This window comes from Microbacterium aureliae (assembly GCF_054780155.1).
The window spans coordinates 912,993-931,790 of the sequence record NZ_BAAGWW010000001.1; the positions used below are offsets into that span (position 1 = coordinate 912,993).

An 18,798-nucleotide genomic window follows, 5' to 3' on the forward strand; every position below is an offset into this window, starting at 1 on the left:
GGGACACGGCGACGACGACCCCGTGCCGGCCTGCTAGATTGCTCGGCAGTGACACGGGGTGCCCGCACGGCGGGCTGAGAACACACCCGTCGAACCTGATCTCGATCATGCGAGCGAAGGGATGTCGCGATGAACGCGCGCACCGAAGCACACCTGTCCGCCCTCTCCCCCGCCGAGGCGGTGAGCGCGCTTCGGCGCGCGGCGCCGCTGGTGCAGTGCATCACGAACGCGGTGGTGACGAACTTCACCGCCAACGCGCTGCTGGCCGCCGGCGCGGCGCCGGCCATGTGCGACATCCCCGGCGAGGCCGGGATGTTCGCCGCCGTCGCCGACGCCGTGCTGATCAACCTCGGCACCCCGACCGCCGAGCAGCGGCAGGCCGCCCTCGAGGCGGTCGAGCACGCCCGCCGGGCTGGCACGCCCTGGGTGCTCGACCCCGTCGCGGTCGGCGTGCTCCCGGTGCGGACCGCCCTCGCCCGGGAGCTCCTCGAGCACCGGCCGACGCTCATCCGCGGCAACGCATCCGAGATCCTCGCGCTTGCCGGCGCCGGCGAGGGCGGGCGGGGAGTGGACTCCACCGCCGGTCCGGATGCCGCGGCCTCGGCCGCCCGGGATCTCGCCGAGCGCTGCGGCGCGGTCGTCGCGGTGTCGGGTCCCGTGGACCTGGTCACCGATGGCGACCGCGTCGCCCGCGTCACCGGCGGCGATCCCCTGCTGACGCGCGTCACCGGCGGCGGCTGCTCGCTCGGGGCGGTGATGGCGGCGCTCACCGCCGTGACCGCCCCCTTCGAGGCCGCCCTCGCGGCATCCGTCATGTACGCCGTCGCGTCGGAGCGCGCCGCAGCCCGCTGCAGCGGCCCCGGCTCGTTCGCGGTGTCCTTCGTCGACGAGCTCGATGCCCTTCCGCGGACCGTGGCCGACGGGCCGTCGCGCATCGCGACTGCCCAGGCGGTGGCACGATGACGCCGGCGGCGCGAGCCGCGCTCCACCTCGTCACCGACGACCGGGTGCCCTTCGGGCGCCTGCGCGACATCGTCGACGCCGCCGTCGGAGCCGGCGTGGACGTCGTCCAGCTGCGGGCGAAGTCGGCGTCGGCGCGCGAGATGATCCAGCAGGCGGTGACGCTGTCGGATGTGATCGACCGCCGGTGCCTTCTGCTCGTCGACGACCGCGTCGACGTGGCCCTCGCCGCCCGTGACGCGGGCGCCCGCGTGGACGGCGTGCACCTCGGGCAATCCGACGTGCCGCCGGCTCTCGCGCGGCGACTGCTCGGCGCGCAGGCCGTGATCGGCTGGACGGCCAACACTCCGCAGCATCTGGCCGCGGCATCCGCCCTGCCCGCCCGCACCGTGGACTATCTGGGAACCGGGGTCATCCGCCCGACCGCCACGAAGGCCGACCATCCGCCGCCCCTCGGGGTGGCGGGGTTCGCCGCACTGGCCGCGCAGACTCCGCTGCCCTGCATCGCGATCGGCGGCGTCGGCGAGGGGGACGTCGAGGCGCTGCGGCGCGCGGGGGCCGCCGGCGTCGCGGTGGTCTCGGCCGTGTGCGCGGCCGAGGATCCCGCGGCGGCGACGCGGGCGCTGCGCACGGCGTGCGACGCGGCACTGCCCGCTCCGGACGCCGTCCCGGAGCCGGTCCGCGGGCCGCACGCGGCGCCGCGCCCGGAGCCGGTGCGATGATCCCCCGCGTCCTGAGCATCGCCGGCACCGACCCGACCGGCGGGGCGGGCGTCCAGGCCGACCTCAAGTCGATCGCCGCGTTCGGCGGCTACGGCATGGCGGCGGTGACCGCCCTGGTCGCCCAGAACACGTGCGGCGTGCGAGACGTGCACGCGCCGCCCGCGGCGTTCCTGCGCACGCAGCTGGACGCCGTGTCGGACGACGTCGAGATCGACGCCGTGAAGATCGGGATGCTGCACTCGGTCGAGGTCGTCGAGACGGTCGAGGACTGGCTCGTGCGCACCGATCCGCCCCTCGTGGTGCTCGACCCGGTCATGGTGGCCACCAGCGGCGACCGGCTGCTGGACGCCGAGGCGGAGTCGGCTCTGCGGCGCCTCTGCCGGCGCGCCGATCTGGTGACCCCGAACCTCGCCGAGCTCGCCGTGCTCACCGGGCGGCCCCCGGCGGCGACGTGGGAGCAGGCGGTCAACGACGCCGAGGCGCTGGCGAGGGATGCCGGGACCGCCGTGCTCCTGAAAGGCGGCCACCTCGCGGGCGAGGACTGCCCCGATGCGATCGTGACGACCCAGGGGGTGCACGAGGTGCCCGGCCGCCGGGTCGCGACGACGCACACGCACGGGACGGGCTGCTCGATGTCGTCGGCGATGGCCACCGTCGCGGCGCACGGGGCGTCCTGGCCCGACGCGCTCGGGCGGGTGAAGGAGTGGCTCACCGGAGCGCTGCGCCACGCGGACGCGCTGCGCGTCGGACGCGGCAACGGACCCATCTACCACTTCCACCACCAGCGGCCGGCGTCGGCCGAGGCCTGGTCGGCCACGGCGTGGCGCGCCGCGGCGGACATCCGGCACCGGATCGACGGATGCCGGTTCGTGCGCGGGCTCCTGGACGGAACGCTCCCTGGCGAGACCTTCGCCCGCTACGAGGCGCAGGACGCGCTGTACCTCGCCGAGTACGCGCGGCTGCTGCAGCGGGCGAGCGCCCTCGCCGGATCGCCCGCGGATGCGGCGTTCTGGGCGGGGTCGGCCGAGACCGCCGTCGCGGCCGAACAGGCGATGCACCGCCGGCACGGTGCGCGCGAGGTCGCGCCGGCGCCTCAGACCACCGCCTACCTCGCGCACCTGGAGCGTTCCGCGTCGGCCTACTCCGAGCTCGTGGCGGCGCTGCTGCCGTGCTTCGTCGTGTACGCCGACCTGGGCGCCCGCTTCGGCGGGAACCGGCATCCGGAGCACCCGTACGACGACTGGCTGCGGATGTACGGCGACACGGCGTTCGCCCGGGCGACGGCGAGCGCCGGCGCGATCGCCGATGCCGCCGCCCGCGCCGCGGACGACGCGGGGCGCGCGCGCATGCACGTCGCGTACGCGAGGTCGACCGAGCACGAGCTCGACTTCTTCGACCGCGCCTGACGGCGCCGAACTCAGCGCACCGGCCTGTGCGCACCGGCCCGCGCACCGCGCGCGGGCCGGTGCCCTCTCAGCTGTCCGAGCCGTGCTCGACGTTCTCCATCGACCCCACGATCGGGATCGCGGTGGTGACCGCCGGCACCGAGGCCGACAGGTTCGAGCCGTCCTCGCGGCGGACGTCGGCGAACTGGCGCAGCGACGGGCGGCCGGGGATGACCGGGCCCTGGTCGGCGAGCGGGACGACGATCTGCTCGCCGCCGGGCACGATGAACGCCTCGTCGCGGACGGTGAAGGCGACCGGGTCGCCCGGGCCGGCGGCGACCGTCAGGGACGAGCGCTCGACGGTGACCTGCAGCCGGGTGCCGTGCCAGTGCAGCACGTAGCTGAGCGAGGGCCAGTCCGCGGGCAGCCTCGGGTCGAACGACAGCTCGCCGAAGTGGTCGCGCATGCCGCCGAAGCCGCACACGAGCGCGGTCCACACGCCGCCGGCCGAGGCGACGTGCACGCCGTCCGAGGCGTTGTGGTGCAGGTCGGCGAGATCGACGAAGGCGGACTCGGTGAAGTACTTCAGCGCCAGCTCCTGATAGCCCACCTCGGCGGCGAGGATCGCCTGCACGACCGCCGACAGCGTGGAATCGCCCGTGGTCAGCGGGTCGTAGTACTCGAAGTCGGCGAGCTTGTCGGCGGCCGAGAAGTGGTTGCCCTGCAGGAACAGCGCCAGCACCACGTCGGCCTGCTTGAGCACCTGGTACCGGTAGATCACCAGCGGGTGGAAGTGCAGCAGCAGCGGGCGCTTGTCGTCCGGGGTGTTCTCCAGATCCCAGATCTCCCGTTCCAAGAAGACGTGGTCCTGAGGGTGGATGCCGGCGGCCTCGCTGAACGGGATGTGCATCGCCTCGGCGGCGCGCTCCCACGCCTCGGGCTCGTCGTCCTCGAGGTTCAGGCGCGCGACCATATCGCGGTACACCTCGCCGTCGAGCTCGGCCATCTCGCGGACGGTCCGTGCGGCGAAGCGCAGGTTGAACCGCGCCATGACGTTGGTGAAGAGATTGTCGTTGACGACGGTGGTGTACTCGTCGGGACCCGTCACGCCGTGGATGTGGAACGTCGTCTCGACGTCGTCCACGCTGCGCCAGAAGCCGAGGGTCGTCCACAGCCGCGCCGTCTCGACGGCGATGTCCACGCCCTCGCGGTGCAGGAACTCCTCGTCGCCGGTCGCGCGGACGTACTTGGCCAGCGCGAACGAGACGTCGGCGTTGATGTGGTACTGCGCGGTGCCGGCGGCGTAGTACGCCGACGCCTCCTCGCCGTTGATGGTCCGCCAGGGGAACAGTGCACCGGCCTCGTTGAGCTGGAAGGCCCGGCGGCGCGCGGCGGGGAGCATCAGCGAGCGCATCCGCAGGGCGTTGCGGGCCCACTGCGGCGTCGTGTACGCCAGGAACGGCAGCACGTAGATCTCGGTGTCCCAGAAGTAGTGCCCGCTGTAGCCCGAGCCGGTCATGCCCTTGGCGGGCACCCCCAGTCCGTCGGCGCGCGCGGCGGCCTGCGCGAGCTGCAGGATGCACCAGCGCGCGGCCTGCTGCAGCTCGTCCTGACCCTGGATGACGACGTCCGAGCGCTCCCAGAACGACGCCAACCACGCCCGCTGGCGCTCCAGCAGCGTCTCGACGCCCACCTCCTGCGCGCGGTCGAGCGTGCGCCGGCAGCGGTCGACCAGCTCCCGCACGGGGACGCCGCGCGAGGTGTGGTAGCTGACGAACTTCGTGATGACGATCGGGACGCCCGCCCGCGCATCCACGCGGAAGACGTCCTTGGCGATGTCGGCCTCGATGAGGGTGCGCAGGTTGTAGGAGTTGTCGGTCTCGATGACGTGGTCGGCGGCCACGGCGAGGGTCATGCCCGACTCGCTGGCACGGTAGGACATCGCGGTGCGGGCGCCGTCCTGCCAGTACTCCTGCGGCTGGAGCACGCGCTGCCCGTCGATCTTCTCGGCCTTGCGCGGGTCGACGCCGGCGGTGCGCGCCGAGGAGGGCGCGCCGCCGTAGACGTCCTCGCCGTCCTGCCGGTTGATGATCTGGCAGTTGACGGCGACGGGGGCGTCGGCGTTGAGCACCGTGACCCGCAGCCGCATGACCGCCAGGTGCTTCTCTTCGAAGCTCACCATGCGCTCGAAGTCGATCTGCACCTCTTTGCCCGACGGCGTCACCCACAGCACCGAGCGCCGCAGCACGCCGTCGCGCATGTCGAGCTCACGGCGGTAGCGGCGCAGGTCCGCGACGTCGAAGGACAGCGGCTCGTCGTCGACGTAGACGCGCATGATCTTGGAGTCCGGCGCGTTGATGATCGTCTGCCCGAGCTCGGCGAAGCCGTAGGCGTTCTCGGCGTGACGGATCGGGAAGGTCTCGTGGAAGCCGTTGATGAAGGTGCCGTGCTCGTGCGCCCAGCGCCCCTCGGGGTGGTTGCCGCGCAGGCCCAGGTAGCCGTTGCCGACGCTGAAGAGGGTCTCGGTGACTCCGGCATCCTCCATCGAGAACGACGTCTCGACGAGCTTCCACGGGTCGACGGGGAAGCGGTCGCGGTCGATCATTCGCCCTCCTCCTCACCGGCGGGGACGGTGCGGATGCCGGTGCCCACGGCCGGGACCAGCTCGGCGAGGTCGGCGACGACCAGGTGCGCCCCGGCGTCTCTGAGGACCTGCGCCCCGACGCCCCGGTCGACGCCGACGACGAGTCCGAAGCCGCCCGCGGCGGCGGACTGCACGCCGCTGAGGGCGTCCTCGACGGCGGCGGCCGCTGCGGGGTCCACGCCGAGCATGCGCGCGGCCTCGACGAAGACGTCGGGGGCGGGCTTGCTGGCCAGGTGATCGCGCTCGGCGATGACGCCGTCCATCACCACGCCGAAGCGGTCGCGGATGCCGGCGACGCCGAGCACCTCCTCGGCGTTCTTCGAGCTGGAGACCACCGCCACCGGCGTGCCGGCTGCGGCGAGACGGTCCAGCAGCTCGAGCGACCCGGGGTAGGGGGCGATGCCCTCGTCGCGGAGCACCTTCTCGAAGAACGCGTTCTTGCGGTTGCCGATGCCGCAGACGGTGTCGGCGGCGGGGTCGTCCGAGGGGTCGCCCCACGGCACCTCGACGTCGCGGGAGCGCAACAGGCTCGCCACGCCGTCGTACCGCTTCTTGCCGTCGAGGTAGTCGAAGTAGTCGCGCTCGGTGTACGCGGGGGTGATGTTCCAGTCCTCGAAGAGCTCTCGGAACATCGTCTGCCAGGCGTGCATGTGCACTTCGGCGGTGGGGGTCAGCACGCCGTCCAGGTCGAACAGGACGGCGTCGTACACGGTCAGATCGGGCAACGCGTCAGCAGACACGGAACCTCCGGGGGACGAGGGGTGGGGGGATGACGAGTGGGTGTTCGTGCCGTGAAGCAAGAGTAGTGCCGCCGCGGCACGGCGGGAACGGGCGCGGATCAGGCGCGGGCGACGCCCAGGGTCTGCCGGGCGATCTCGAGTTCCTCGTCGGTGGGGACGACCAGGACCGCGACCGCCGATTCGTCGGTCGAGATCGTGCGGATGCCCTGCCCGCGGGCCTCGTTGCGCTCGGGGTCGATCGCCACGCCCGCGAAGCCCAGGGTCCGAAGCGCCGCGGCGCGCACGCGCGCGGAGTTCTCGCCGACTCCGGCGGTGAACGAGATCACGTCGACGCCGCCGAGCTGGGCGAGGTAGGCGCCGGCGTACGCCCGCAGCCGGTGGACGTAGACGTCGAAGGCGAGGGCGGCCGCGGCATCCCCCCGGTCGACGCCGGCGTCGATGTCGCGCATGTCCGACACCCCGGCGAGCCCGAGAAGGCCGCTGCGCTTGTTGAGCAGGGCGTCGAGGTCGTCGATGGACAGCCCCGCCCGCCGCGCCAGGTGGAACAGCACCGCCGGGTCGATGTCGCCCGAGCGCGTGCCCATGACCAGGCCCTCGAGCGGCGTCAGGCCCATCGAGGTCTCGACGGAGCGACCGCCGTCGATGGCGGTGACCGACGCGCCGTTGCCGAGGTGGAAGACGATCTGGCGCAGCTCGCCGACCGGCCTGCCGACATGGCGGGCGGCGGCCTCGCTGACGAACTTGTGGCTCGTGCCGTGGAATCCGTACCGGCGGATGCGGTGCGCGGCGGCGAGGTCGGCGTCGATGGCGTACGTGTACGCGGCGGGCGGCAGCGTCTGGTGGAAGGCCGTGTCGAAGACGGCGACGTGCGGCACGTCGGGGAACGCCGCGCGCGCGGCGGTGATCCCGGCGAGGTTCGCGGGGTTGTGCAGGGGGGCGAGCACGCTGAGCTCGTCGATGTTGATCTCGACGAGCGGCGTGACGAGGGTGGGCTCGAAGAACCGGGCGCCGCCGTGGACGACGCGGTGGCCGACCGCCACCGGCGGGTGGTCGTCCAGCGACGGGCCGTCCTGCGCGAATGCCTCGAGCATGACCGCGAAGCCCGCGGTGTGGTCGGCGATCGGCAGCTCGCGGCTCGACGTGGCGTCGGTGTAGGCCGCCTGGCTGCCCGCGGGCGCCCGCACGGTGTGGGTGGCCGTGCCGGTCGGCTCGCCGATGCGCTCGACGAGCCCCGAGGCGAGCACCCGCTCGGCATCCATGTCGATCAGCTGGTACTTGAACGAGGACGAGCCGCTGTTGACGACGAGGACAGGGGTCATTCGGATGCCGTTCCCTGGGCCTGGATCGCGGTGATGGCGATCGTGTTCACGATGTCGTCGACCAGCGCCCCGCGCGACAGGTCGTTGATGGGCTTGTTGAGCCCCTGGAGCACGGGTCCGATGGCGACGGCGCCGGCGGAGCGCTGCACCGCCTTGTAGGTGTTGTTGCCGGTGTTGAGGTCGGGGAAGACGAACACCGTCGCCCGGCCGGCGACGCTGGAGCCGGGCATCTTGGCGGCGGCGACGGCCGCGTCGGCGGCGGCGTCGTACTGGATCGGGCCCTCGACGAGGAGCTCGGGCGCCCGCTCGCGCACCAGCCGGGTCGCCTCGCGCACCTTCTCGACGTCCGCACCGGAGCCCGACTCCCCCGTCGAGTACGACAGCATTGCCACGCGCGGCTCGATGCCGAACTGCTCGGCGGTCGCCGCCGACGAGACGGCGATGTCGGCGAGCTGCTCGCTGGTGGGGTCGGGGACGACGGCGCAGTCGCCGTAGACCAGCACCCGGTCGGCGAGGGCCATGAGGAACACGCTCGAGACGACCGAGACTCCGGGCCGGGTCTTGATGATCTCGAAGGCGGGCCGGATGGTGTGGGCGGTGGTGTGCGCGGCGCCCGAGACCATCCCGTCCGCGAGCCCCATATGCACCATGAGCGTGCCGAAGTACGACACGTCCGTCACGGTGTCGGCGGCCTTCTCGAACGTGACGCCCTTGTGCGCCCGCAGGCGCGCGTACTCCTCGGCGAAGCGCCGGACATGGGGGGCGTCGAAGGGCGAGAGCACCTCGGCGGCCTGGATGTCCACGCCCAGCTCGATCGCCCGGGAGCGGACCTCGAAGGGCTCCCCGAGGATGACGAGGTCGGCGATGCCGCGCTTGAGGACCGTGGCGGCGGCGCGCAGGACACGGTCGTCGTCCCCCTCGGGCAGCACGATGCGGCGCCGGTCGGACCGCGCGCGCTCGATGAGCTGGTAGCCGAACATCAGCGGCGTGACGACGGTCGCGCGCGCCAGGCCCGCCGCGCGCACGAGCTCCTCGGTGTCCACGTGGGTCTCGAACAGCGACAGGGCGGTGTCGTACCGGCGCTGCGAGTCCGCCGCCAGCCGGCCGCGGGTGTTCATCACGCGCACCGCCGTCTCGTACGTGCCGAAATCGGTGGTGATGATGGGGACGTTGGAGCCGAGGCCCTCGAGCAGTCGCGTGACGGGCTCGGGGATCTCGAAGCCGCCGTTGAGGACGATCCCCGAGATCGAGGGGAACGTGCCCGAGGCGTTGGCCAGGAGCGCGGCCAGCAGGACCTCGGAGCGGTCGGCGGGGATCACCACGACGGCGCCCTCGAGCAGGCGCGGCAGGACGTTGACCATCGACATGCCGGCGATGACGACGTCGAGGGCCTCGCGGGTGAGCAGCTCGGGGTCGCCGCCCAGCAGCTCGCCCTCGACCGAGCGCATGATGTCGCGCATCGACGGCGAGACCAGGAAGCGGTCCTCGGGGATCGCCCACACCGGCACGGCGGCGCCGCGGGCCGCGGTCACCGACGTCGAAATCGCCTCGACCACCTCGGCGAGGGCGCCGGCGTCGGCCCGGTTGGCGACGACGGCGAACAGCTCGGCGCGGCCGTGGGCGAGCTCGGCGAGGGCGAGGTCGGCGATCTGGCCCATCTGCGCGGCGGTGCGGGGGAGGGAGGATCCGAGCTGCTCGGGCTGGCCCTGCACGTCGCGGCCGCCCAGCACCAGCAGGACGGGGGCTCCGAGGTTGGCGGCGATGCGGGCGTTGTAGGCCAGCTCGGCGGGACTGCCGACGTCGGTGTAGTCGCTGCCGAGGATGACGACCGCCTCGCACCGGGCCTCGACGGCCTTGTAGCGTTCGACGATGGTCGCCAGCGCGGCATCCGGATCATGCCGGACGTCGTCGTAGCTGACGCCGATGCACTCGTCGTAGTCGAGGTCGACGCCGTCGTGCTCGAGCAGCATCTCGAGGACGTAGTCGCGCTCGTCGGTGGAGCGCGCGATCGCCCGGAAGACCCCCACGCGCGGCGTGGCATGGCTCAGCGTGCTGAGCACCCCCAGCGCGACGGTGGACTTGCCGGAGTGACCTTCTGCCGAGGTGATGAAGATGCTCTGCGCCACCCTGCCAGCCTAGGGCGGCGCGGCGGGTGTTCCTCGGGATCCGCCGGGAAAAGTAAGACTCTCCGCGAACCCGGCAGAGCCTGGTTACCCTTGCTACGTTTCCGTCCTGGGGGAGTTGGCCTGGATGCCGCCTCGCGGAGAGCTGTCCCCAGTGTAACCCGTCCGCGGACTCACTCCGCGAGCGGCAGGACGTCCACGGTGCCCTCGCCGGTGACCACCGCGAGCACGCGCGGCGCCGAGACGCCCGCGACCGCGGCGCGGACGGCATCCACCGCGGCGTCGTCGAGGACGCCGGCGCTCCCCGGCTGCGCCCGCCACACGGCCACCGGCGCTCGGGCGTCGGCGCGCAGCCGCTGCACCAGCTCGGTCGGGGCGTCGCCGGCCACGAGCACGATGCGGCCGACGGTCGCACGGGGCGCGATGGTGCGGGCCTGCGTCCGGTCACGCCGCCAGATGGCGAAGTGGTAGGCGAAGACGAGGACGGTGGCGCTGAGAAGACCGAAGGGGGCGCGGATTCGCTCGACCAGTCCCCCGCCGCTTCCGAGCATCAGCTCGAACACGCGGTAGCCGATGATCAGCAGCGTGACGATCGCGACCACGGCGCTCACACCGAAGACGACGACGAGGTAGACCCGGCGGGCGGTGACCGCGGCGTCCTCGGCCGAGATCGCGCGGGTCGGCCGCCAGGCGACCCACCACACCGGGAACCCCACGAGCAGCGCGGCCAGTCCGCCCAGCAGCAGCGTGCGGGGGTCGTCGTCGACCAGGGTGCGGCCGGTGGTGGCCAGCAGCGCGTTGACGATGACGCCGAAGCCGCTGGCGGCGCCGCCGAGGGCGACCGCCGAGATCAGGATGCGGGCGATGCGGCGCGTGGCCGCCGGCCGGGTCGCGAGGACCTGGCTGTGGTAGGCCCACACGACGCCGCCGATGAGGGCGGCGGCCACCGCGGTGTCGAGGGGCCGCAGGACCTCGGTCAGGGGGTCGTTGTCCAGCAGCATCCGCAGCACGACGAACAGCACCGTGCCGACGGCGAAGAGCGTGACCCCGGCGATCACCGCCACCACCACGACGAGGATGACGGCGGCGAACGACCCTGCCTCGTCGCGCCCGCCCTCGCGGTACCAGTGCCACCACCAGACCAGGGCCCCCAGCGCGGCCCAGATGAGGGCCTGCAGGACCGGCACGCCCCACGATCCCTGGCCGACCAGGGCGTCATCGCCGACCCCGAGCGCCTGCTCGATCACGAGCGCGAGTGCGCTCACCGCGCCCGAGGTCGCCACGGCCAGGCCGTAGGCGCCGCCCAGCGCCACCGGCACCCCCGGAAGCCGGGCGGGCGCGGTGCGGGCGCTGCGGCGCAGATGGCGGTGCCACACCCACACCCCCGCCCACACGATGCCGTAGGCGAGGCTGCCCGGCTGCCACCTGCCGTCGACCGCCTCGGCGGCGGTCGAGGCCAGGGACACGGTCGCGGCGATGAGCGAGACGGTGGACATCGCGGTGATGTACAGCGCCCACATGAGCGAGGCGCGCTCGGCCGGGTCGGCGAGGCGGCGGCGCTGCCACCACCACAGCACGCCGGCGAGCGGACCGCCGATGAAGGTGAAGGCGAGGGAGCGGGCCAGGGCGTCGTCGCCGCCCGACAGGACGCGCCCGATGGAGAAGAGCAGTTCGAGAAGGCCCGCGAGACCGGTCGCGGCGATGACGACCAGGGCGAACAGGATCAGGTAGACGATGACGCGGCGGACGCCCGCCTGGACCCGTCCGGTCTGGCCGACCGGGGCCGAGGCGCCCGGCTCGGTGAGGACGGTCATCATTTCACCCCGCCTTCGGCGCACACCGCGAGCTCCCACGGCGCGGTCTCGATGAGCCAGCCGCCGTCGGCGGAGACCAGATCGAACACTCCCTCGGTCTCGTACTCGCTGGAGCCCAGCGGGCCGGAGCCGTAGACCGTTGCGATCATGACGTGCACGCGCGTGCCGTCGGGACGCTCGTCGGTCTCGAGGAGCGTGACCCTGCGATCCTCGCTGCCCAGCGGGATGCGTTCGCAGTCGTCCGCGAGCTCGGGGACGAGGTAGCCGAGGGCCTTCTGCGTGTCGCCGTCGACGACCGCCTGGCTGTAGCGCTGCACCACGCCCTCGGGGGTGTCCTCGGCGAATTCGGCGGGGCCGCCCCGCGTGAAGACCACCACGAGGGCGATCACGACGACGAGCCCCACTGCGGCCAGCAGGGCGTACATGACGAGACGGGACCGCCGGGCTTCTTCGCTCATGACCTCATCTTCGATGCTCGGGCGCCCCTCACCGAGGATCTTCGTCCCGCCACGCCGGGAGCGGCCGGAAGACGGTTCCGCGGCGCCCGACCCGCCCCGTGCGGGGGTGGGCGTTGTTACCATCGACGAGGGGGCGATGCCGCCCGCCTGCCGGTCGGGAACCGGCCCGCCCGACGGCCGTACCGGAGGTCACCCGTGACAGATGCACCCGTGACGGCAGCGCGCGCGACCGCTCCGCCCGAGAGCGCCGGCGGCGTGACGGCGGAATCGTTCCTGGCCGCGACACGCGGCATCCTGGACTCCGTCTCGCGCGTGATCGACGGCAAGCCCGAAGCGGTCCGCAGCGCCCTGGTGTGCCTGCTGGCAGAGGGGCACCTGCTGATCGAGGACGTCCCGGGCGTCGGCAAGACGATGCTCGCGCGCGCGCTGGCGGCCTCGGTGCACGCCACCGTGCGGCGCGTGCAGTTCACCCCCGACCTGCTGCCGGGCGACGTGACGGGGGTGTCGGTGTTCAACCCCGTCGACCGGGAGTTCGAGTTCAAGCGCGGCGCCATCTTCGCCCACATAGTCATCGCCGACGAGATCAACCGTTCGTCCCCGAAGACGCAGTCCGCTCTGCTCGAGGCGATGGAGGAGCGCCAGGTCACCGTGGACGGGCGCACGCACCCGCTGCCGGATCCGTTCCTCGTGGTCGCGACGCAGAATCCGCTCGAGATGGAGGGCACGTACGCCCTGCCCGAGGCCCAGCGCGACCGCTTCATGATGCGCGTGTCGATGGGATACCCCGACGCCCAGGCCGAGGCGCTCATGCTGCGCCAGCGCGAGCGGATCAACCCGCTCGACGAGGTGCGCCCGGTCATCGACGCCGACCGCGTGTCGGACCTCATCGCGTGGGCGCGCGCCATCCACGTCGCGCCCGCCATCGAGGAGTACGCGGTGGCCCTCGCCCACGCCACGCGCGTCCACGCCGACCTGCGCCTGGGCGCCAGCCCCCGCGCGACGCTGCAGCTCGTGCGCGCGGCGAAGGTGCGGGCGGCCCTCGACGGTCGCGGCTACGTCATCCCCGACGACCTGGTGGCGCTGCTCGTCCCGGTCTTCGCCCACCGCCTCATCCCCACCCGCACCGCCGGCGGCGGTCGCGGCCGCACCGTCGCCGACACCGTGAGCGGCGCGCTGGACCGCATCGCCGCCAGCGTGCCGGTCCCGATCGCCGCGCGGCGCTAGCACCGCCATGAGACGGCTGTGGCCCTTCACCGCCCGGGGAGCCGGCGCGGTGGTCCTGTCCGTCGGGGCGTTCATCGCCGCCAGCGAACTGGGCCTCGTCGAGCTGGTCTACTTCGGGATGCTGCTGGTCGCCGTCGTCGCGGCGAGCCTGATCTCGCTATACCTGACCCAGCGCACCGACGACGTCGTGCGTGCCCTGCATCCCGACACCGTCGCGGTCGGGTCCGAGGCGGAGGTGGTAGTGCGGGTCGCCGCGCGCAGCGCCGTCCCCACCGCCGCCGGGTCATGGCAGGACTCCTTGCCCCGGGGGCTGGCCGGCGAGGCCCGCGGGGTCTTCCCGTCGCTGGGCTCGGGGCTGCGCCGCGCGGAGCGGATCGTCGAGCTCGCCTACCGCGTCCGGGGCGTGCGCCGCGGCATCCACTCGATCGGTCCGCTGTCGGTGTCCTCCACCGATCCGTTCGGTCTCGTCCGGCGGCGCACCGTCCTCGGGGCGCGGACGCGCGTGACGGTCGCCCCGGCGGTGGTCGAGCTCGCGCCGCTGTCGAACCTCGCCGGCGAGTCGGGGGGCCTCCTGCACGTCAGCACCGATCAGCTCGGCCAGGGGTCGGACAACCTGTCGCCCCGCTCGTACCTGCCGGGCGATTCGATGCGGCGCATCCACTGGCGGGCCACCGCGCACCGCGACGAGCTCATGGTGCGGCAGGAGGAGCAGGAGTCGACCCCCGAGGCCGTCGTCGTGCTCGACCGGGGGGTGCTGCGCTGGTCGCCCGAGGCGATGGACGCCCCCGGCGCGGACGCGGACTTCGAGGCGGGCGTCTCGGCGTGCGTCTCGGCGGTCGCCCGGCTCGTCCGCGACGGCTACGGCGCCGAGGTCGCCGACAGCGACGGGACGCTGCTGGCCGACCGCATCGACGGCGGCGACCTCGCCGAGATCGACCATCTGGTGACCGACTTCGCAACCCTCACCGCGCGCCGCGACGACACGTTCGCCCGGCTGCCGCTGCTGTTCGCCGGCGGGTCGACGGGTCCGGTCGTCATCATCGTCGGCCGGCTGGACGCCGTGGACGTCGACGCGATCGCCGGCCTCGTCCACCATTGCACCCTCGCGGTGCTGCTGGCCGCGGCCCCCGCCGCCGGGGCGCTGGACCGGGCTGCGGCCCTGGGCTTCCACGCGGCGCGGCTGGATGCCGACGCCGACCTCGCCGACGTGTGGTCGGATGCCGTGCACACGGGGGTGCGACATGTCGCAGGCTGACCCGCGACCCCGCCGCCGCGGCATCCGGAGTCTGACGATCGGCGTCGTCGCCGCCGTGCTCGCCTCGCTCATGCCGATGCTGCGGGTCATCGCGCCGGGGCCGTGGGTCATCGGCACGCTCGCGATGATCGGGATGCTGCTGGCGGCCGGCTTCGTCGCCCGCAGGTACCGCCTGCCGGCGCTCGCGGTCACCCTCATCGAGGGCGGGCTGTGGGCGGCGTTCCTGTGCCTGGTGTTCCTGCGCGAGGAGTCGCTGTTCGGGTTCATCCCGACCGCCGACGCCGTGCGCGCCGTCCCCGCGATCATCGACGGCGCGATGACCGACATCGTCGAGGGCATCGCACCGATGACGGCGTCCACAGGCCTGACGTTCCTGCTGATCGGGGCGGCGGGGCTGCTCACGATCGTCGTCGATCACGTGGTGCTGACGGCACGGATGCCGCTGGTGGCGGCCATCGCGCTCATCGTGGTGTCGCTGATCCCCGCCATCGCCGTCCCCGTCGAACCCGACATCTCGGCCTTCCTGCTGGTGGCCGCGGCGGTGCTCTTCCTCGTCCGCGCCGAGACGCGGGCGCGCGAGCCCGTCGCCCCCGCGGCCTCGCCTCGTGAGGCGGGCCGCCCCACGGGCGCCACCGCGACAGCCCTCGGCATCGGCGCGGTGGCGGTGGTGGTGGCGCTGGTGGTGACCCCGTCGCTGCCGCAGCCGGTGCTGCGCGCGGGCAGCGGCGAGTTCGGCACGGGCATCGGCCTGGATGCCTCGCTGCAGCTGGGGAGCGACCTGCGCCGGCCGCGCGAGATCGAGGTCATGCTGGTGCGCAGCGACGCGCCCGCTCCCCCGTACCTGCGGGCGACGACGCTGTCGACCTTCGACGGCGCGGTGTGGGAGCCCGACCGGGCGGAGTCGACGTCGCTCGAGGGGTCCCGGCCGTTCGGTCCGCTCGAGACCTCCGGCGAGGTCGCGGTGGCGGAGTACACCACGACCGTCGAGGTGAAGAACCTCTCGTCGGCGTGGCTTCCAGTGCCGTATCCGGCGACCGAGGTGAGCGGCCTCGTCGGCGACTGGTCGTCGGTGCCGTACAACCGCACCGTGGTCGCCCGCGGAGCGACGAGCCAGGGTCAGAACTACCAGGTGACCTCGACCGTCCCCCGTCCGACGCTCGAGCAGATCCGGGCGACCGAGGCCGGGGGTGCGGGTCTCGAGGAGGCGAGGCAGCTTCCGCCGGGGCTGCCGGCGATCATCCGCGAGCTCGCGCGCGAGGTGACCGCCGAGGCGACGAACGACTACGACCGCGTCTTCGCGTTGCAGGAATGGTTCCGCGGCGCCGACTTCCGCTATTCGCTGTTCGCGCCCGTCGAGGAGGGCTTCGACGGCACCGGAGCCGACGCGATCGCCCGCTTCCTCGAGGTGCGCGAGGGGTACTGCGTCCACTTCGCGTCGGCGTTCGCGCTGATGGCGCGGACGCTCGGGATGCCGGCACGCATCGTCGTCGGCTATCTGCCGGGTGCGCCGACGACGGATGCCGTGGACCGCCAGACCGTGCACTCGGTCACCACGAGCCGCACGCACGCGTGGCCCGAGGTGCATTTCGAGGGCATCGGCTGGATCGGGTTCGAGCCGACGAACAGCCTGGGGTCGCCGACGGCGTTCGCGGCGGCCCGGGACGAGACGGGCCAGACGCCGGCCGATCGCGCGGACGGCGAGACGGCCACCCCGACCCCGACGCCGCGGGCGACGGCGGACGTGCCCGGCGCGCAGGAGCGCGATCAGGGATCGGCCGCCGGTCCCGACGCCGGCCGCGGTACCGGTCTGCCGCCGCTGCTGGTGGTGACCGCGCTGCTGGCGCTGCTGGCGGCACCGGGCGTCGCCCGCGTGGTGCGTCGTCGGCGGCAGCTGACCGAGGCGGAGCGCGGCGACGCGCTCGCGGCCTGGTCGGTGGCGCAGGAGGCGGCGATCGACGTGGGCGTGTCGGTGCCCGGGGCGGAGTCGCCGCGGGCGTTCGGGGCCCGGCTCGTCGCCGAGCACGGGGCGCCCGCCGACGCGGTGGAGCGGCTGGTGCTCGCGGTCGAGCAGGCCAGCTACGCGCCGGTCCGGGGGCGGGAGTGGCTGGGCGACGGCATCGCCGAGGCGGCCGTCGCCGTGCGGACGGCGCTGCTCGCCGACGCGGATCCGGCGAGGCGGGTGCTGGCGGTGGTGGCGCCGCGTTCGCTCATCGTGCGTCCCGGCACGACGTTCGCCACCACCGCCCGCGCCTGATCAGCGGGTCGCGACCGGTGCCGCATCCTCGCGCCCGTCGACGGTGTCGTCGTCGGTCGCGGCGGTGACGGCATCCCGAGCGCTGCCTTCGTTGGTGACGGCATCCCGAGCATTGCGCCTACGAGCGCTGTCGTCGTCGGCGCTGTCGTCGTCGGCGCTGTCGTCGGCGAACGGCACGTCGCCGCGGGGCGCGTCGTAGAGGGCCCGGTCGAGGATGCCTTCGCGCTGCGCGACGATCGTCGGGACGAGCGCCTGCCCGGCGACGTTGACGGCGGTGCGGCCCATGTCGAGGATCGGGTCGATCGCCAGCAGAAGGCCGACGCCTTCCAGCGGCAGGCCGAGGGTCGACAGCGTCAGCGTGAGCATCACGGTGGCGCCGGTCGTGCCGGCGGTGGCGGCGGATCCGACGACCGACACGATGACGATCAGCAGGTACTGCCAGATCGACAGGTCGATGCCGAAGAACTGGGCGACGAAGATCGCCGCGATCGCCGGGTAGATGGCGGCGCAGCCGTCCATCTTGGTCGTGGCGCCGAGGGGGACGGCGAACGAGGCGTAGTGGCGGGGAACGCCGAGGTTCCGCTCGGTGACGCGCTCGGTGAGGGGCAGCGTGCCGATCGACGAGCGGCTGACGAAGGCCAGCTGCACGGCGGGCCAGACCCCCGAGAAGTACTGCCGGATCGAGAGTCCGTGGGAGCGGACGAGGATCGGGTAGACCGCGAAGATGACCAGTGCGAGGCCGATGTAGACGGCGCCGGCGAACCACGCGAGGGTGGTGAGCTTCTCCCAGCCGTACTCCACGACGGCGGCGCCGATGAGGCCGAGGGTGCCCAGCGGTGCGATGCGGATGATCCACCAGAGCACGCGCTGGATGATCTTCAGGGCCGACTCGGTGACCCGAAGGAAGGGCTCGGCGCGGCGTCCGAGCTTGAGCGCGGCGATGCCCACGGCCACCGCGATGACGATGACCTGCAGGACGTTGAAGCCGACGCTCGAGGTGGCGGCGCCGGTCTCGGCGTCCACCTGGGTCGAGACGGTGAGTCCCAGGAAGTTCTGCGGGATGAGACCGATGAGGAAGTTCCACCACGTGCCGACCGTCGAGGGCTCGGCCGTGGCCAGCTGCGACTCGTCGACGCGGGCGCCCGGCTGGATGACGACGCCGAGCGCGATGCCGATCGACACCGCGATGAGTGCCGTGACGGCGAACCACAGGATCGTCTGCCCGGCCAGTCGCGCGGCGTTGGTGACGCGGCGCAGCTGAGCGATGCTCGCCACGATGGCGGTGAAGATCAGGGGCACGACGGCGAGCTTCAGCAGCGTGACGTACGAGCCGCCGATCGTGTCGAGGGTGGCGGCGAGCGCGTTGGGCGCTCCGTCGGCACCGGGGCCGATGCTGCGGGCGAGCAGGCCCAGCACGACGCCGAGGACGAGCGCCGCGGTGATCTGGAAGCCGAAGGAGGTCAGAAGGCGGCGCGGTGCGCTCTTGGCGGCGGCGCGCGCGGGCGGGGAGGTGGAGCTCATGGTTCTCTCTCGAAGTCAGCGGTCAGCTGGCGGGCGAAGTGTCACTCTGCTGAGTCGACCCGGTCGAGGCTAGGCCGATTGCCGGATGCCGGCGCACGATGTGACGCGGGATGACAACTCCGCGGGTGTGGGGGTTCATTCCCGATCCGTCGGATCCGGGCCCGTTCGGTCCCGCGTTCGGCGTGCGTCGCCGACCGGGTAGACTGTCGGACGGCCCTCCGGGGCTGCTGGAGGATTCGCCTAGTGGCCTATGGCGCACGCTTGGAAAGCGTGTTGGGTGCAAGCCCTCAGGGGTTCGAATCCCCTATCCTCCGCCGCCGCGATCCCAGTGTTTTCAAGGGATCGCGAGCCGTTTCAGATCCCGTGGCACAGTTGGTGG

Annotated in this window: 13 protein-coding genes, 1 tRNA gene, 1 other RNA gene and 1 riboswitch; of the genes, 7 read left to right on the forward strand and 8 right to left on the reverse strand. The window is 73.1% G+C overall.

The window, feature by feature from the left end:
* Nucleotides 1–44: 44 nt before the first annotated feature.
* Nucleotides 45–139, forward strand: a riboswitch (TPP riboswitch).
* The 3 genes from thiM to thiD all read left to right on the forward strand — a co-directional run bounded on the left by thiM (nucleotide 130) and on the right by thiD (nucleotide 3,088).
* Nucleotides 130–963, forward strand: coding sequence for a hydroxyethylthiazole kinase (gene thiM / locus ACYVF4_RS04430; RefSeq protein WP_460720106.1), 834 nt, complete (start codon nucleotides 130–132; stop codon nucleotides 961–963). Its footprint overlaps the riboswitch before it by 10 nt.
* Nucleotides 960–1,682: a thiamine phosphate synthase gene (gene thiE / locus ACYVF4_RS04435; protein ID WP_460720108.1), complete on the forward strand. Its 723-nt coding sequence runs from the start codon at nucleotides 960–962 to the stop codon at nucleotides 1,680–1,682. Before thiM ends, thiE begins: the two co-directional genes overlap by 4 nt.
* Nucleotides 1,679–3,088 carry a bifunctional hydroxymethylpyrimidine kinase/phosphomethylpyrimidine kinase gene (thiD, locus tag ACYVF4_RS04440; protein ID WP_460720110.1) on the forward strand — a complete coding sequence of 470 codons (1,410 nt, stop codon included), beginning with the start codon at nucleotides 1,679–1,681 and terminating at the stop codon, nucleotides 3,086–3,088. Before thiE ends, thiD begins: the two co-directional genes overlap by 4 nt.
* Before the next feature lie 67 nt (nucleotides 3,089–3,155).
* Here thiD and ACYVF4_RS04445 read toward each other — a convergent pair whose 3' ends face one another.
* The 7 genes from ACYVF4_RS04445 to ACYVF4_RS04475 all read right to left on the reverse strand — a co-directional run bounded on the left by ACYVF4_RS04445 (nucleotide 3,156) and on the right by ACYVF4_RS04475 (nucleotide 12,165).
* A complete protein-coding gene (locus ACYVF4_RS04445; RefSeq protein WP_460720113.1) occupies nucleotides 3,156–5,672 on the reverse strand; it encodes a glycoside hydrolase family 65 protein in 2,517 nt (838 codons plus the stop codon).
* Nucleotides 5,669–6,436, reverse strand: a complete 768-nt coding sequence (locus ACYVF4_RS04450) for an HAD family hydrolase (RefSeq protein ID WP_460720115.1) — start codon at nucleotides 6,434–6,436, stop codon at nucleotides 5,669–5,671. Before ACYVF4_RS04450 ends, ACYVF4_RS04445 begins: the two co-directional genes overlap by 4 nt.
* A gap of 113 nt (nucleotides 6,437–6,549) precedes the next feature.
* Nucleotides 6,550–7,770 carry an acetate/propionate family kinase gene (locus tag ACYVF4_RS04455; protein WP_460720117.1) on the reverse strand — a complete coding sequence of 407 codons (1,221 nt, stop codon included), beginning with the start codon at nucleotides 7,768–7,770 and terminating at the stop codon, nucleotides 6,550–6,552.
* Nucleotides 7,767–9,896, reverse strand: a complete 2,130-nt coding sequence (pta, locus tag ACYVF4_RS04460) for a phosphate acetyltransferase (RefSeq protein WP_460720119.1) — start codon at nucleotides 9,894–9,896, stop codon at nucleotides 7,767–7,769. The genes ACYVF4_RS04455 and pta overlap by 4 nt, the downstream gene beginning before the upstream one ends.
* A gap of 50 nt (nucleotides 9,897–9,946) precedes the next feature.
* An RNA gene (gene ffs, locus ACYVF4_RS04465) (signal recognition particle sRNA small type) lies at nucleotides 9,947–10,043 on the reverse strand.
* A 23-nt stretch (nucleotides 10,044–10,066) separates the two neighbouring features.
* Complete coding sequence (locus tag ACYVF4_RS04470; RefSeq protein WP_460720121.1) at nucleotides 10,067–11,710, reverse strand: DUF5671 domain-containing protein; 1,644 nt, start codon at nucleotides 11,708–11,710, stop codon at nucleotides 10,067–10,069.
* Nucleotides 11,707–12,165, reverse strand: coding sequence for a hypothetical protein (locus ACYVF4_RS04475; protein WP_460720123.1), 459 nt, complete (start codon nucleotides 12,163–12,165; stop codon nucleotides 11,707–11,709). Before ACYVF4_RS04475 ends, ACYVF4_RS04470 begins: the two co-directional genes overlap by 4 nt.
* A gap of 210 nt (nucleotides 12,166–12,375) precedes the next feature.
* Between ACYVF4_RS04475 and ACYVF4_RS04480 the strand changes: the two genes are divergently transcribed.
* From ACYVF4_RS04480 to ACYVF4_RS04490, 3 genes are read left to right on the forward strand one after another with little or no spacing between them, the layout of a single operon-like run.
* The gene (locus ACYVF4_RS04480; RefSeq protein WP_460720125.1) at nucleotides 12,376–13,389 is read left to right on the forward strand and encodes an AAA family ATPase; all 1,014 of its coding nucleotides are present in this window, start codon (nucleotides 12,376–12,378) and stop codon (nucleotides 13,387–13,389) included.
* A gap of 7 nt (nucleotides 13,390–13,396) precedes the next feature.
* Nucleotides 13,397–14,644 carry a DUF58 domain-containing protein gene (locus tag ACYVF4_RS04485; protein ID WP_460720127.1) on the forward strand — a complete coding sequence of 416 codons (1,248 nt, stop codon included), beginning with the start codon at nucleotides 13,397–13,399 and terminating at the stop codon, nucleotides 14,642–14,644.
* Nucleotides 14,631–16,898 carry a transglutaminase family protein gene (locus ACYVF4_RS04490; protein ID WP_460720130.1) on the forward strand — a complete coding sequence of 756 codons (2,268 nt, stop codon included), beginning with the start codon at nucleotides 14,631–14,633 and terminating at the stop codon, nucleotides 16,896–16,898. The genes ACYVF4_RS04485 and ACYVF4_RS04490 overlap by 14 nt, the downstream gene beginning before the upstream one ends.
* Here the strand turns inward: ACYVF4_RS04490 and ACYVF4_RS04495 are convergent, their stop codons facing one another.
* Nucleotides 16,899–18,419, reverse strand: a complete 1,521-nt coding sequence (locus ACYVF4_RS04495; RefSeq protein ID WP_460720132.1) for a dicarboxylate/amino acid:cation symporter — start codon at nucleotides 18,417–18,419, stop codon at nucleotides 16,899–16,901.
* A gap of 229 nt (nucleotides 18,420–18,648) precedes the next feature.
* Between ACYVF4_RS04495 and ACYVF4_RS04500 the strand changes: the two genes are divergently transcribed.
* Nucleotides 18,649–18,733 (forward strand) — tRNA-Ser (locus ACYVF4_RS04500).
* Nucleotides 18,734–18,798 lie beyond the last annotated feature (65 nt).